Raw genomic sequence first — 14,880 nt, forward strand, 5'->3', positions numbered from 1 at the left:
GTAGAAAATAGAAATTGAGGAGCGCTCGTTCGCTTTGCTCACTGAATAAATAAATTTTTATTTAAATTATTTCCAACAACCAACAATTAACCTGTGTCAAAACTTTACCTTGTACCTACTCCCATCGGAAACTTAAAAGACATGACCTTTCGTGCTGTTGAAGTACTACAGGAGGTAGATCTTATTCTTGCTGAAGACACCCGCACCAGTGGAAAACTCCTTAAACATTTTGAAATCACCACCCATATGCAGTCACACCACATGCATAATGAACACAAAACTACTGAAGGAATTGTAAAAAGAATTCAGGCAGGTGAAACGGTGGCATTAATCAGCGATGCAGGAACCCCTGCAATAAGCGACCCTGGATTTTTGTTAACCAGAGCGTGCGTAGAGGCTGGAATAGAAGTTGATTGTTTACCTGGCGCCACAGCTTTTGTGCCAGCGCTTGTCAACAGCGGATTACCAAATGATAAATTTGTATTTGAAGGATTTCTTCCCGTTAAAAAAGGGCGTCAGACTCGATTAGTAGCACTCGCCGAAGAAACTCGAACCCTAATTTTTTATGAATCTCCTCACAAACTGGTAAAGACCCTTACTCACTTTTCCGAATATTTTGGGGAAGACCGAAAAGTTTCGGTTTCGCGTGAACTATCAAAACTGCACGAAGAAACGATACGAGGCACACTTTCTGAAGTAATCGAATATTTTACAAATAAACCACCCAAGGGAGAATTGGTTATAGTGGCAGAGGGGAAGCGATAGTGAAACAGTTACTTTCAGAAATAAGAAACTGTACTGTTTGCAAAGTTCATTTACCTTTGGGACCCAGACCTATTATTGAAGCAGCCTCTAATTCAAAAATCATTTTAATAAGTCAGGCGCCCGGTCGTATTGTTCATGAAAGCGGGATAGCGTGGGCAGATCAAAGTGGTAAAAAATTGAGAGAGTGGTTGGGAGTTGACGAAGCTACTTTTTATAATACTACTAATTTTGCGATCCTCCCTATGGGTTTTTGCTATCCTGGCAAGGCAAAAACTGGCGATGCGCCACCAAGAAAAGAATGTGCTCCTCTGTGGCATGACGATGTGCTTTCAGAATTAAATAATGTAAAACTTACGTTGTTGATTGGTTCGTATGCTACAGCCTATTATTTGCCAGGAGAAAAGAATAACCTTACCCATAAGGCCAATCATTATCAGGAATATTTACCTACCTATTGGCCTTTGCCACATCCTTCGCCTGTGAATAGATTTTGGCGTGCTAAAAACCCTTGGTTTGAGAAAAATATCGTACCTGAGCTTCAGAAAAAGATTAAAGAGATATTGGCTAGAAGCTAGAAGCTAGAAGCTAGAAGCTAGAGATAACTATTTTCAATAAATGTAAAAGGAAAAGCTCTCACTTTTTTAAAATAACTACCATTATCAATGGGCTCTCAATGGTTATTATAATAACATTATTTTCATACTCGTCGCTCAAACATCAAAATTCTATACATGTTTTCCTTTTTCCCACCCATGCTTACCAAGGTATTGTTCGCCACTTTCAACAGCGCCTTCCTAATTACTATAAACGGAAAGTTCTTGAAAATTAAAACAGGAAAAAGTTCTTAATTTTCAAGAACAACCACCATTATCAATGGATTTTATTTTTTCCAACGTAACAAACTAAATCCATCAATTAACTATTTTATTGATGTTTTCCTTTTTCCCAGCCGTGTTTACCTAAATACTGTTCACCACTTTCTACAGCACCTTCTTCTATAGAAGTGCCCATTGAATCATTCCAACGGTTGAGGTAGCCAAATAAAGAAATTACGCCCAGCATTTCGACAATTTCGCCTTCGTCCCAATGTTTATAAAGGCGTTCTTTTATTTCTTCGTCAACAGCATTCGGCACTTGAGAAGCAGCTAGCGAAAAATCCAGCGCAGCTCTTTCAGCTTCTGAAAAAGAAGGGTGGGTGCGGTACTCCCAAATATTATCCAATTGCTCCTGTTCTGCTCCGTAGCGCTCTGCAGCGCGTATGGCGTGTGCCTGGCAATATCGACAGCCCGTAGCATTACTGCTCACCCAAGCGATCATACGCTTTAAAGCCGAAGTGACCTTTCCTTCGTTTGCCATGACTGCCTTATTGAGGTTGATAAACGCCTTACTTATCGCAGGACGACGCTGCATGGTAAGTACACTGTTTGGACAGAAGCCTAGTGTTTCATTAAAAAATTCGGCTAAAAACTGTGTTTCTGTATCGTGATCTGGATCTAAAGGAGTAACTAAAGGCATGGGTTTGTTTTTTTGTTTCGGTTTCCGAAATTACGCAATTCAAATTTGAGAAAGAAGAAACATCTTTATAATTTCTATGGATCATTTTGTACATTTACTTTCTGCTCCCCATAATTCATACCATACATGCGCTGGACGCTACAACCTAAACAAGACCCCAAGCTTATACAAGAATTAAGTACATCTCTGGGAGTTGACCCTTTGATCTCACAGCTTTTAATTCAGCGTGGAATTACGACATTTCAAGAAGCCAAACAGTTTTTTAGACCGAGCCTTGATGAGTTGCACGACCCATTTCTAATGAAAGATATGGAGCTTGCCGTAAAACGGATCGAAAATGCTATCGCAAATGAGGAAAACATTTTAATTTATGGGGATTATGATGTAGACGGTACAACGAGTGTTGCCTTGGTGTCTTCTTACCTTAAATCCTATTACCCCAATGTGGCAACTTATATTCCGGATCGGTATGATGAAGGCTACGGAATATCGTATAAAGGAATTGATTTTGCTTCAGACAATGACTTTAGTCTTATCATTGCATTGGACTGCGGCATTAAAGCCGTTGATAAAGTGGCCTATGCTTCAGAAAAAGGAATTGATTTTATTATTTGCGATCACCATCGTCCTGGAACAGAAATACCTAAAGCTACCGCAGTTTTAGATCCTAAGCGGGAGGATTGTGACTATCCGTACAAGGAATTATGTGGCTGTGGGGTCGGATTCAAATTAATTCAGGCACTTTCAGTAAAAAGAAATCTAAAGACTGAAGATCTATTACTATATCTTGATCTTGTTGCCACTGCCATAGGAGCCGATATTGTTCCCATTACTGGTGAAAATAGAGTGCTTGCCTATTATGGTTTAAAGGTAATAAACAGTCATCCGCGTACAGGTTTTAAAGCGATCTTACAACAGATCAAAAAAGATACCCTTACCATTACAGATGTGGTTTTTATCATTGCTCCTCGCATCAATGCGGCGGGCCGTATGAAACATGGAAACCATGCTGTTACGTTATTGGTCGAAACTGATATGAATGCTGCTGCCGTATGGGCTCAAGAAATAGAAGAATTTAATACAGACCGACGTGAGGCAGATAAACGAATTACTGAAGAAGCGCTTCGGAAAATAAAGAACAATGGAGAAACAGAGCGTATTACAACAGTAGTATATGATGAAGCGTGGCACAAAGGAGTCATAGGGATTGTGGCTTCTCGGTTAACCGAAACATATTACCGCCCGACATTGGTTTTTACTAAAAGTGGTGAGAAGTTAGCCGCCTCGGCTCGCTCTGTTTCTGGATTTGATGTCTATAATGCACTGGAAGGCTGTGCTGAATATATTGAGCAATTTGGCGGCCATAAGTACGCAGCTGGGCTGACTTTATTTGAGAAAGACTATGAAAATTTTAAAGCAGCTTTTGAGAAAGTAGTACAGGAAACCATAGATCCTAAACTTTTAAAGCCAGAACTGAAGATTGATGCTGAAATCAATTTAAAGGATATTACACCAAAATTCTATAGGATTTTAAAGCAGTTTGCACCTTTTGGTCCGGGTAATATGACTCCAGTCTTTATGAGTCAGAACTTAGTAGATGTTGGCTTCGGAAAATGTGTAGGAGACGATAAAAGTCATCTGCGTGTTGTTGTAAAGCAGGAAAATTCTAATCAGTTTACGGGTATCGGTTTTGGCATGGGAGACAAACATGATATTGCATGTACAGGAAAACCTTTTAAAGCTGCGTATGTAATTGATGAGAATGAATGGAACGGAACGGTAAGTTTACAATTGCGATTAAAAGATATTAAGGCGTAAATTCTTTCAATTCAAAATTTGAACCATCAAAAACACCGTAGGTGTAATGTGTGATCCAGTCTCCTAAATTATAATAGGTTGAATTCTCACCTACTTTTATTTCCATGGAAAGGTGTCGGTGTCCAAAGACAAAATAGTCATAATGTTTTGTCTCTAATTTTCGTTTTGCGTATAATGCGAGCCACTCATTTTCTTCACCTAAAAATTTTTTATCCTCTTCGCCAGAAATAATCTTATTTTTTACGGACAGATATTGTGCCAATCGCATCCCTAACTCAGGATGAAACCAACGAAATAACCATCTAAATATAGGGTTTGTGAACACTTTTTTCATGCGCTTATACCCTTTGTCTCCAGGACCTTTTCCGTCACCATGACCTATAAAGAAAACTTTATCATTAAATGTAAATTCTTTAGGCTCTCTATAGGTTGGGATATTTAATTCCTTTTCAAAATAGTCACGCATCCATAGATCATGATTTCCTACAAAAAAATAAATTGGAATTCCGCTGTCGCTTATTTCGGCAAGTTTTCCTAACACACGTACAAAACCTCTGGGTACGACGGTTTTATACTCAAACCAGAAATCAAAAAGATCCCCTAATAAAAAAATAGCAGCAGCATCTTCTTTTACTTCGTCCAGCCATTGTACAAATTTCTTTTCACGTGGAAGGCTCTCAGCAGCAGTAGGAGCTCCTAAATGGTTGTCGCTAGAGAAGTATATTTTTTTTCCGGGTGGAATTTGCATCTTGTAAAGATAGGGATTTCAGGAAATAGTTTTAAGTAGTCAGTTATACAGTCATCGACCAACTTCAATCGGACTACTACAGATTGTCACTCGCAAACCATTCGGCATAACTGGTTGCAGTTTCCTGCAATCGTAAGGAATGTAAGGTAATATTTTTAGGCAATCGAATTTTTATTTTTTCAGCAAAATCAATGACCATCATTTCGCTAGTAGGCTGGTAATCGACTAATAGAACGCTATGACCACGGTCACTTAGCTCTTTTGCAAGTTCCACATGAGGTGTGTTTTTATTAAATACAGTGGCATGATCAAAAACATCCACAATATCTTCTTTCACGATTTTTTTTAAGTCACTAAAGTCAATGACCATCCCATATTTAACGTTAGATGTATCTGAAATAGGGGTTCCAATAACGGTTACTGAAAGTCGGTAGCTATGTCCGTGCACATTACGACATTTGCCATCATAACCATACAAGGCGTGTCCGGTTTCAAAAGAAAATTGTTTGGTAATTCTTATATTGCTCATTTCCGTTTCTTTTTTGTTGGGGCTTTAAAATCTCTCCAATCTTTATATTTCTTGTACAGTACTAAAATGACTACGATTAGAGCCAGAATAACAAATCCGCCTTTTCCAAAGATATAATCAATTGTTTCCATATAATATAACTACTATCTTCTCTTTTTAAAACGGCTGTAAATTACAACGACGATCACTAATATCGCTAAAATTAGGAACAGACCTGGACCACCAACAAACTCTAGTATCTCTTTCATGAATTTAATTTTTTTCAAAAATAATGCTAATTCACTAATGGGATATATTTTCTTTTAAATTTTATAATGAGTGCTACAGCTCGATATGCCACCCAAACAATGAGCGCAAGCCATATTCCAGTTAACCCCCAACCCATATATTTAGAAAAATATAAAACAGGTATAAAGCCAAAAATCGTTCCGCCTAATAAAACATTTCGCAAATACCCCATTTCACCTAGTCCTTTAAAAATTGAATCCAACGTAAACGCCATGGCGTTAAAAGGTAAACAAATTAATACCATAAAGAACATTCCGTAGAAAATGGTGAGTACTTGTGGATCTTTATTAAAAAGTACACCAAGCGGATAATACAATAGGAGCCCCACAATGACTAAAATTGTGGCAACCCCCAGGTTGTATAAGTTTACCTTTTTAGTGAGTTTCCATAACGTGTTGAAGTTTCGCTCTCCCAATAATTTTCCTCCCAAAATATTCCCTGCAGCACCATAGCCGTCTAAAAAGAAAGCAGTAAAGATCCAAATATTAAAAGCAATCGTGTGCGCAGCAACATATTCGTTTCCTAAGGCTGCAGCTTCTCGTGTTGCAAGAATTAAGGCTGCATTTAAAGCCACCGACCGTAAAAAAAGATTAAAACTCATGCTCACAAGCCGTTTTACTTCATAGTGCAATGGAAATTTTAATCTCAGTGAAACTTTTGTTTTTTTCAGCACAAAGAAAAGTGCCAGCAGCGCCATAATAATTTGTGAAATAAGGCTTGCCCAGGCAGCACCCACCACGCCCATTTCGGAGATATACCCTTCGATACCATAGACGAGTGCAAAGTCTAACCCAATATTAATTCCTGCGCCAATCGCTGCAATAATCATAGGCCAGAATGTGTTTTGCAGGCCTCTAAAAATTCCGAAGACAGCAAAAGTGAAGAGGGTTAAAGGAAATCCCCATACCCTTATGTTATAATAATCAATGCTGTATTGAAGTACTAAACCTTCCGCATTTAATAGCGAAAAAATCTCTTCCACAAAAAAGTAGGTTGAGAGCAAAAGAATAATACTTAGTCCAATATTAAAATAAACTGCCTGCGCAGGAAAGTTAGCCAATTGAGTAATGTTACCAGCTCCCAGATTTTGGGAAATAATTGCCGAAATAGCACTCCTTGTTTGCCCTAAGATCCAGATAAGGGCCGATAAAAATGTACCTACAATCCCAACCGCCGCTAGTGCTTCGGTGCCAAACTCTGGAATATTACCTACGACCGCTGCATCTGTACTCGACAATACAGGTTCTGCAATACCAGCAATAATAGCGGGTATCGCCAATTGCTGAATTCTTTTAAATGAAATATCTGTAACGCCCATCTGAAGGGCAAAATTAGGTATTTAATAAGTAATTTTAGGGGGATTCCAGCACCAACTCATAACAATGAAATGGATATTCGGTTTGTCTTGGAAAATAGACATCTCCTAATTTTTGATAGCCACGTGCTTCATAAAATTCCTGATTTCTTATGTTTTTACTGAAGGTGTCGAGTCTAACAGAAACTGCATTAGCTGTTTTTGCAAACGCTTCGGCAAAATCCATTAATTGTTTCGCATTGCCTTGATGCTGAAAGTCGGGATGTACTGCAAGTCGATGAATGTAGTATTGTTTTGCATCTTTGGTTAACCAATCAATATCGTTGTATTCTTTGTCCTTTTCCGAAGAAATAGTAATACAACCTATCACTTTACCTTCAGAAAGTAATACAAACAATTCCCCTCGTTTTAGGTCTCTGCTGAAAGCTTTTTTTGAAGGATACGCTTCATTCCACTGATAAATATTTTCAGAAACCATTTTAGCTGCACAAGCTTTTGTGATTGTTATAATTTTGTCAATTTCTGAAGGTTTCGCTTTCCGAATCATATTTTAAAAGTAATTTTGCAGTGAATTAAAGATACATTTTCTTATGAAAAATATACTGGTTCCTGTAGGCTCTTCAATTAATGCGGTGAGTAATTTGCAATATGCAATTGATCTGGCCGATGAAATGGATGCATTTGTATATGTGATTTCAGTTTTCAAAGAATTTTCAAAAGTGGGTGGACTTACTAAGGTCAATGAAATTATAAAGGAAGATTCGACCAATAGATTGGATGAAGTTTTAGCCCAAGTAGATAAAAAAGGTGTTACCGTCATTGCGCATACCTTAAAAGGAAATATGATAGAGGGTGTGGAGCGTTTTAATAAACACATTCCTGTGGATTTGATGGTGCTTTCTCCAAGAAGTAACTCAATACGAGAAGAAGTTTACTTAGGGAACACCTCGGGGAAACTATTAAAAGGAACCAATATTCCTATTCTTGTGGTGCCAGAAGGTGCTACTTTTTCACCTCCTAAAAGCATTTTGATGGCTTTTAAAAATGGTACTTTCAGTCAAAAGAAAATGCTGCAGCCATTGCGACAATTTGTAAAGCATTTTGATACGGAAATTAACCTGTTACATGTTGAAACTCCCGACTCTACAAAAGAGATGAAACATGTAAGTGGGAAGCTTAAAGAATTAAAGAATAAGTATACAAAGACTGAAAATGCAACTACTTTTCAGGCAGTATTAGAACATTTTCAAAGTAATAATCCGGATATGTTATGTGTGGTGCGTCGCAAAAGAGGGTTCTTTAAAAAACTTTGGGAAAAGAACGTTGTGCTTAAAAAAGAGTTTCACACGAGTAAACCATTACTTGTCCTACGGGTTCAAGATTAAAAAAATCCCACACTTAGGTGTGGGATTTTTGCTTTATGTGGAGAATATCGGAGTCGAACCGATGACCTTTTGGCTGCCAGCCAAACGCTCTAGCCAGCTGAGCTAATCCCCCGAAACTGGATTACGAATGTACTATATTATTTCAAAAAATCGCTACTAAGTTGAACTACTTTTTTTAGATGTTTTGGAAGGGTTTTTTTCCCCCAAGGATGTTTAGCACCAAATACATGATCTGCCTCTTTGATAATCTCCAGAGTGCTTTTTGGGTTCCAACGATGCAACGCTTTACCTTCAGAAACATTAACGCTTGTGTCTGAATCTCCATGAATAATAAGCCATGGTTTGTCGAGATTAGTAGCTGCTCTTTGAATCGTTAATCGTTCTTCATTTGCAATAAAATCCTCATAAAATTGCCAATCATGCGGCATTTGCTGTTTGGTTCGTCCATTTTCTACAAACATTCTACCGGTTTCTTTAAACTTTTTAAAAGCTTCAGTTCCTTCTTTAAAACGTACTTTATAATCACTTACACCTGCCCATGTGATCACTCTTTTTACGGCATTATTTTCTTCTGCTTTGATAAGTACAATTCCGCCTCCACGACTATGCCCAATGAGTGATATATTTGTGACATCTGCATCATCCGCATATTTTTGGGCAGTTTGTACATGCTTAATTATACGTTCTAGGTTCTCTAGCTCTTTGCTATAATTGTTTTGCGCAAAGGCTTCCAGATCTGGAAAATCTATAGGTTGGTCTACAGTGCCCCCGTTGTGTGAAAAATTGAATTTTAAAAAGAAAAATTCTTTTTTAGCAAATTCCTCTGCCACCAAATTCCAGGCTCCCCAGTCTTTGAATCCTTTGTATCCATGACAAAAAATAACAATAGGTTTGGGCGTATGGCCCCCATTGTGATATACATCATATACAATAGGTTTTTTACCTTCAGTTTCTAGGACGAGATTCGTTTCTATATGCATTGTTAGGTTATTTCTTTTTCGGTAAAGGGAATGTTAAGATCACAGATTTCTATGATTAATTCTACGAGGTGATTTTTAAATATGTCAATAGTTTCCGAAGTAATTTTTTGATTTTTAGTTTGTGCTCGTGGTGCTTCCTTAGTTCCAAATTTCAAAAATCCGCTACTTAAATTTTTAAATGAGATCACGCCTGCTTCACAATAGGAATCTTTAAAAGTATGCTCCATCATCGTTGCATACGCAAGTACTTGAAATGCTTTGCTATACTTGTAGTCTGCTGTCAAATCTTGCCAATCGACCAGCTCAAGCTCGCCTTGATTGACAAGTCCCGTTTTGTAGTCAATGATGCGAAGAACACCGTTACATTCGTCTACGCGGTCTACGTTTCCTCCTAAATTAACCTGAAAGCCTACTGACGGAATGTCAATTGGAACCACCATCTCTTTTTCTAACTGAAGAATTTTGATTTGATCTCCATTTTGTACGCAATGTATTTCAAAGCGTAAAAAATTATACACATATCGCTTAGCTACTTCAAATATGAGTAGATTTTTACCCTTTATCGCCCCGTTGCTATTGAAATGTTTTCTGTATTGCTCGAGAACAATGGTGTCGATTTGCGCCATTCGTTCTTTAAGTTCTTTTTCAAATATAAATTTCCCCAGAAACGGAGTATATAGTGTCTCTAAACTTTCGTGTACTATAGTACCTAGCGTATTGGCAGCAACTGTTTCTTCTACCAAATCTGCTTCTTGAACTCCTAAAATCTTTTGAAAGTAGAAGTCCATAGGGTTTCGAATATAGCTTGTAAGTGCAGAAGGAGAGAATTTTTTACTGGCAATCTCCTGTAGTCTTTTGCCAACAGCTTCGGTTTTAGCAATTGTTTTTAAAGTAGTAGGAGCAATGGATATTTTTGGGGTTATTATTGTCTTTTGCAAGCTATGATTTGGATGTTTTTCAAGGTCAAGTTGCAGTAAAAATCTACTTTTCTCTCCCGTGTGCAATCCTTCAGAATGACTATTATATACTAGTGCAATCTCTTTCGTTCGATGGAGCAATCTGTAAAAATGATAGGTATAAATGGCGTCCTTTTCTGTATATAAAGGCAGTTTAAAAGTTTGTTTTAAGTCATAGGTAATGAATGAAGCGTTTGATTTTCCCGTGGGCAATACACCTTCATTTACAGAGGTCATAATAATGTTCTTAAAGTCTAAGACCCGGGTTTCTAAAATCCCCATAATTTGAAGCCCTTCATATGCATCTCCTTTAAAATCTAAAGTTGCTGAGGCAATCAACTCTGAAAAAAGGCCTTGAATAGTTTTAATCGATTTTAAGTGAGAATAGGTTTTGTTCAATGCAGAAATTCTTTCAAAAATTTCTAATAATTGATATAGGGCTGCTTTTTCTACTGTAGTAATAGTGAGACTTTCTTTCAGAAGTTCAATTATATGTAGGCACTTTTCTAGTGCGATCTCACTCCTATCTTTCCAATCTCCAAACAAGAGGCGAATAATCTCTAGATCATCAATATTTGTGATTTCGTACATATGCGCTTCTGAAAGATGTGTAGAATTTGTTTTATTAATTTCTGAAATTATTTTTTTACGATCAGAAACCAATAAAGAAGCCGTAGGGTGGTAAAGCAAAGCGAATATATCTTTATAATAAATTAGATCGTTACTTCTTGTGTGCTGTGTGAGCAATAATTCGAAGAATGTTGTGATGGGAAATGTTTTTAAAGAGACACCCATCGTGATATTTACCGATGTTACATTAGGAGGTAGCGAATGTAAAATTGGCATGAGTAACTTCTCATCTGCTAATACGACGGCTGTATTTGCTAATTTCTCTGCATCATATTCTGAAAGAATTTCTCCTACGTATTTTGCTTGTCCTATATTCTTTTGAACCTCTATAACTTTAAAGCTCTTTTCCTGACTATAATTTGATGCGATAAACTGAGGCTTGTTCTTCTGAAAATACGTCCATTCCTTGAGATAGCGTCTTAAAAAAAGAGAAGCGCTATGCTTAGTGTCTTCATGAAAGTGAGAATCAGCATCCCAAAAAATTGAAGAAATGTGATCTTCCAATATTTTTTGAATGATATGCTGTTCGGCATTGTTAAGCGCATTAAATCCTATAAACACATGTGGTGTTCCTTGCTGCTGCTTGATATAGGTTTCTATTTTTTCTGAAGCCTTTCTGTAAACAAGCCCTTGATGCCCTATTTCTTCTTTTTCTAGAGCTTTAATTAAAGTGTTATAAAAGTCAAGTAAGCTGTCCCAAAAAGATAAATAATTTTTGATAAGCTCGGTTTGTTCACCTTTTACATTCCATTTTTCGAGTGTTTTAATACTTCCCAAATAGCTAAAAAATTGTTTAGGGTCCAGGAGGTACCTGTCCACTTCATTAAAATCATTTAGTAAAGTACTTGCCCAAGACGTGTAGGATTCGAAGTCTTCTTTTTCTGAAAAACTAGTAGTTTGTAAATAGGCTTCATAGCTTTTAAATATAAGCTCTGTCGAATCGATGATAGCGAGTTGAGAAATCTCTTGAATAAACTCCTCAATACTCAAAATGGTGGGAACGAAAGTAGTAATCTTCGATTCTTTTCTAAGGTAATTTTTTAAAAATCCACCAGCTCGTTTACTAGGAACAATAATTTTAAGTGAAGAAATATCTTCATATTGATAGGTAAGCTTTTGAATAGTCTCTTCAAGAAATGTTAGCATACCTTAAAAATAAGAAACGCCTCCTAAAAGGAGGCGTTTCAAACTATTTATTTAGTGTGTTTTTTATTTCTTTAAAGAAATTTCTACACGTCTGTTCTCTTGTCTTCCTGCAGCTGTATTGTTAGTAGCTACTGGACGGCTTTCACCATATCCTTCAGAAGTTAATCTTCCAGCTGGGATACCTTTTGTTGTAAGGTATGTCATTACCGATGCAGCTCTTCTCTTAGAAAGATCTAAGTTATATGAGTCACTACCTCTACTATCTGTGTGTCCTTCAACGTGGAAGTTAGCAGATGGGTATTCTTTCATGATATCTGCGATGCTCTGTAATGCAGAGTATGATTCTTGACGAATAGTCGCTTTATCATAATCGAATAAGATAGTCTTAGAGTACTGGTTTAATTGTTGCATGATTTCAACAGTAACCTCTGGGCAACCATTGTTTGCAACTGTACCAGGAACATCTGGACACTCATCATCTTTATCTAATACACCGTCACCGTCTCTATCTTCGTAAGGACAACCATTGTTAGCCTTAGGACCAGCTTCATTAGGACACTCATCTTCAGCATCAGTGATACCATCACCATCTGCATCTGGACATCCGTTCATAGAAGCTAAACCAGCAACTGTAGGACATGCATCTTGAGGATCTGGGATTCCGTCACCATCAGTATCAGGACATCCGTTAAATTCTGCTAAACCTGGAGTTTCTGGACATGCATCTTTTCTATCTTCGATTCCGTCACCATCAGTATCAGGACATCCGTTAAATTCAGGTAAACCTGGAGTTTCTGGACATTCGTCATCTTTATCGTAAATTCCGTCACCGTCAGTATCTTTTCCTCCAAATTTCATAACTACACCACCAGAGTGCTGGAAGTGCTGAATTCCGTAAGAATCTTCAAATGCATATTTATAAGTTGATTGTAGGCTAAATGCAAAGTTTTCAGTAAACCAGAATTTAATACCAGCGATACCGTTTGCAGTACCAAATCCAATTTCATCAACCCAAGTGTAACCACCACCAACACCAATTGTTGGATCAAACCATCCACCAGGACCATTAATCAAATCTCTAAAGCTATATTCAATCTCACCATCTAAAGCGTAATAAGTAAGATCTTCAGATCTTGCATCACCAAGCTTATCAATTTCGTTTAAAGTACCTGCAGCAGTAAAAACAAATCCACTACCAATGTATCTGCTTACTGCAACTTTTGATACAGAAGGAAGTATATTCCAGTGATCGTTAATGTTAAAATATTCATCAAAGATTTCTCCTTTAATCCTATCACCGTTTGCGGATACTGAAGGAAGTCTTCCTTTGTCGTCAATTCCTACAGGGTAAACGTCTACTGCGTTTACACCTATTTCAAAAGCCCAAGGGTTATTCGCGTCTTGAGCGTTTGCTACGCCTACACCAATTACTAAGAGGGCAGCAACTAAAATACTGTTAAGATGTTTCATATTTGATTGTTTAATTTTTAAGTGTTAATGAGACAAAAGTAAGTTCTTAATTGTTATTAACAAAAGCAAATCTATTAAATTTTTCATAAATAACAATGGGAGCAGCAGCATTTATGGTCGCTACAACTACAATACGTTTAATTGTCTTCCTACTTTTATAAAGGCTTCTATTGCTTTATCGAGATGTTCTTTAGTGTGCGCTGCTGATAATTGTACACGGATTCTAGCTTTTCCTTTTGGGACGACAGGGAAAAAGAACCCTATGACATAAATTCCTTCTTCCAGCAGCATGTCTGCCATAGTTTGTGAAAGCTTTGCGTCATACAACATAACAGGAACTATGGCAGAGTCTCCATCAATTATATCAAAACCTGCTTCTTTCATTCCTTTTTTAAAATAGGCGGTGTTCTTTTCTAGCGTATCTCTTAGTGTCGTATCCGAACTCAGCATTTCAAATACCTTAATAGAGGCACCTACAATAGCAGGCGCTAAAGAATTTGAAAATAAATACGGGCGAGAACGTTGGCGAAGCATTTCAATAATTTCTTTTTTACCCGTAGTATAACCTCCCATAGCACCCCCTAGCGCCTTACCAAGGGTTCCCGTAATGATATCAATTCGACCCATTACATTTTTTTCCTCCAAAGTCCCACGTCCAGTTTCTCCAATAAATCCAGTAGCATGGCATTCGTCTATCATTACTAAAGAGTCGTAGGTCTCTGCCAGATCGCAAATTTTATCAAGCGGAGCAACGAGACCATCCATAGAGAAGACACCATCGGTCACAATAATTTTAAACCTTGCACCTTTTTCATTAGCTGCGATCAGTTGCTTTTCGAGATCCTCCATATTACTGTTTTCATATCGGTATCTAGCAGCCTTACATAAACGAACGCCATCAATAATAGAAGCATGATTTAAAGAATCTGAAATTATCGCATCTTCTGGTCCAAGTAAAGGTTCAAATACACCACCATTCGCATCAAAGGCTGCAGCGTATAAAATAGTGTCTTCCGTTTGGTAATAGTCGGCAATTTTCTTTTCCAATGTTTTATGGATATCTTGAGTGCCACAAATAAAACGCACCGAAGACATTCCGAAACCATGCGTATCCATAACATCTTTTGCTGCTTGGATCACCTCCTTATTTGACGATAATCCCAAGTAATTATTTGCGCAAAAATTTATGACTTCTTCGCCAGTCGAAATTTTTATCACCGCATCCTGTGGTGAGGTTATAATTCGCTCCTTTTTAAAAAGTCCGTTATCTTTTATTTCCTGTAGTTCCTGTTCAAGGTGTTGTTTTATCTTTCCGTACATATAATACTATTTAAT

At 37.4% G+C, this 14,880-nt stretch carries 13 protein-coding genes and 1 tRNA gene; 4 read left to right on the forward strand and 10 right to left on the reverse strand.

Translation table 11 applies throughout. The features are described from left to right. Positions 1–93: 93 nt before the first annotated feature. Together rsmI and ACFQO1_RS00880 are read left to right on the forward strand one after the other, a co-directional pair. Complete coding sequence (gene rsmI, locus ACFQO1_RS00875) at positions 94–765, forward strand: 16S rRNA (cytidine(1402)-2'-O)-methyltransferase (protein WP_380215760.1); 672 nt, start codon at positions 94–96, stop codon at positions 763–765. Further along, positions 765–1,340, forward strand: a complete 576-nt coding sequence (locus tag ACFQO1_RS00880) for a uracil-DNA glycosylase family protein (protein ID WP_380215762.1) — start codon at positions 765–767, stop codon at positions 1,338–1,340. The genes rsmI and ACFQO1_RS00880 overlap by 1 nt, the downstream gene beginning before the upstream one ends. A 349-nt stretch (positions 1,341–1,689) precedes the next feature. On the opposite strand, the gene ACFQO1_RS00885 is transcribed toward ACFQO1_RS00880, so the two are convergent. Further along, positions 1,690–2,280, reverse strand: a complete 591-nt coding sequence (locus tag ACFQO1_RS00885; RefSeq protein WP_380215764.1) for a carboxymuconolactone decarboxylase family protein — start codon at positions 2,278–2,280, stop codon at positions 1,690–1,692. 126 nt (positions 2,281–2,406) lie between these two features. Between ACFQO1_RS00885 and recJ the strand changes: the two genes are divergently transcribed. Further along, a complete protein-coding gene (gene recJ, locus ACFQO1_RS00890; RefSeq protein WP_380215766.1) occupies positions 2,407–4,098 on the forward strand; it encodes a single-stranded-DNA-specific exonuclease RecJ in 1,692 nt (563 codons plus the stop codon). Here the strand turns inward: recJ and ACFQO1_RS00895 are convergent. The 4 genes from ACFQO1_RS00895 to ACFQO1_RS00910 all read right to left on the reverse strand — a co-directional run bounded on the left by ACFQO1_RS00895 (position 4,088) and on the right by ACFQO1_RS00910 (position 7,525). Then, a complete protein-coding gene (locus ACFQO1_RS00895) occupies positions 4,088–4,846 on the reverse strand; it encodes a UDP-2,3-diacylglucosamine diphosphatase (protein WP_380215768.1) in 759 nt (252 codons plus the stop codon). The genes recJ and ACFQO1_RS00895 overlap by 11 nt on opposite strands. Positions 4,847–4,922: 76 nt before the next feature. Further along, entirely contained in the window at positions 4,923–5,375 is a 453-nt protein-coding gene (locus ACFQO1_RS00900; protein ID WP_380215770.1) for a 6-pyruvoyl trahydropterin synthase family protein, read from the reverse strand. A 274-nt stretch (positions 5,376–5,649) separates the two neighbouring features. After that, on the reverse strand, positions 5,650–6,981 hold the full coding sequence (locus tag ACFQO1_RS00905) for an MATE family efflux transporter (RefSeq protein WP_380215772.1): 1,332 nt from the start codon (positions 6,979–6,981) through the stop codon (positions 5,650–5,652). A gap of 34 nt (positions 6,982–7,015) precedes the next feature. Continuing rightward, positions 7,016–7,525: a GNAT family N-acetyltransferase gene (locus tag ACFQO1_RS00910; RefSeq protein WP_380215774.1), complete on the reverse strand. Its 510-nt coding sequence runs from the start codon at positions 7,523–7,525 to the stop codon at positions 7,016–7,018. A 43-nt stretch (positions 7,526–7,568) separates the two neighbouring features. Here ACFQO1_RS00910 and ACFQO1_RS00915 point away from each other — a divergent pair, with 43 nt between their 5' ends. Further along, positions 7,569–8,363, forward strand: coding sequence for a universal stress protein (locus ACFQO1_RS00915; RefSeq protein WP_380215776.1), 795 nt, complete (start codon positions 7,569–7,571; stop codon positions 8,361–8,363). 38 nt (positions 8,364–8,401) lie between these two features. Here ACFQO1_RS00915 and ACFQO1_RS00920 read toward each other — a convergent pair. The 5 genes from ACFQO1_RS00920 to kbl form a co-directional block, all read right to left on the reverse strand. Then, positions 8,402–8,475: transfer RNA gene (locus ACFQO1_RS00920), tRNA-Ala, on the reverse strand. A 25-nt stretch (positions 8,476–8,500) separates the two neighbouring features. Continuing rightward, on the reverse strand, positions 8,501–9,343 hold the full coding sequence (locus tag ACFQO1_RS00925; RefSeq protein ID WP_380215778.1) for an alpha/beta hydrolase family protein: 843 nt from the start codon (positions 9,341–9,343) through the stop codon (positions 8,501–8,503). Positions 9,344–9,345: 2 nt separating this feature from the next. After that, positions 9,346–12,075 carry a PD-(D/E)XK nuclease family protein gene (locus ACFQO1_RS00930; RefSeq protein WP_380215780.1) on the reverse strand — a complete coding sequence of 910 codons (2,730 nt, stop codon included), beginning with the start codon at positions 12,073–12,075 and terminating at the stop codon, positions 9,346–9,348. Between the two features lie 63 nt (positions 12,076–12,138). Continuing rightward, entirely contained in the window at positions 12,139–13,545 is a 1,407-nt protein-coding gene (locus tag ACFQO1_RS00935; protein ID WP_380215782.1) for an OmpA family protein, read from the reverse strand. 126 nt (positions 13,546–13,671) lie between these two features. Next, complete coding sequence (gene kbl, locus ACFQO1_RS00940) at positions 13,672–14,865, reverse strand: glycine C-acetyltransferase (protein WP_380215784.1); 1,194 nt, start codon at positions 14,863–14,865, stop codon at positions 13,672–13,674. Positions 14,866–14,880: the final 15 nt, after the last annotated feature.

It is taken from the genome of Jejudonia soesokkakensis (assembly GCF_042664795.1).
Taxonomy (GTDB): domain Bacteria; phylum Bacteroidota; class Bacteroidia; order Flavobacteriales; family Flavobacteriaceae; genus Jejudonia; species Jejudonia soesokkakensis.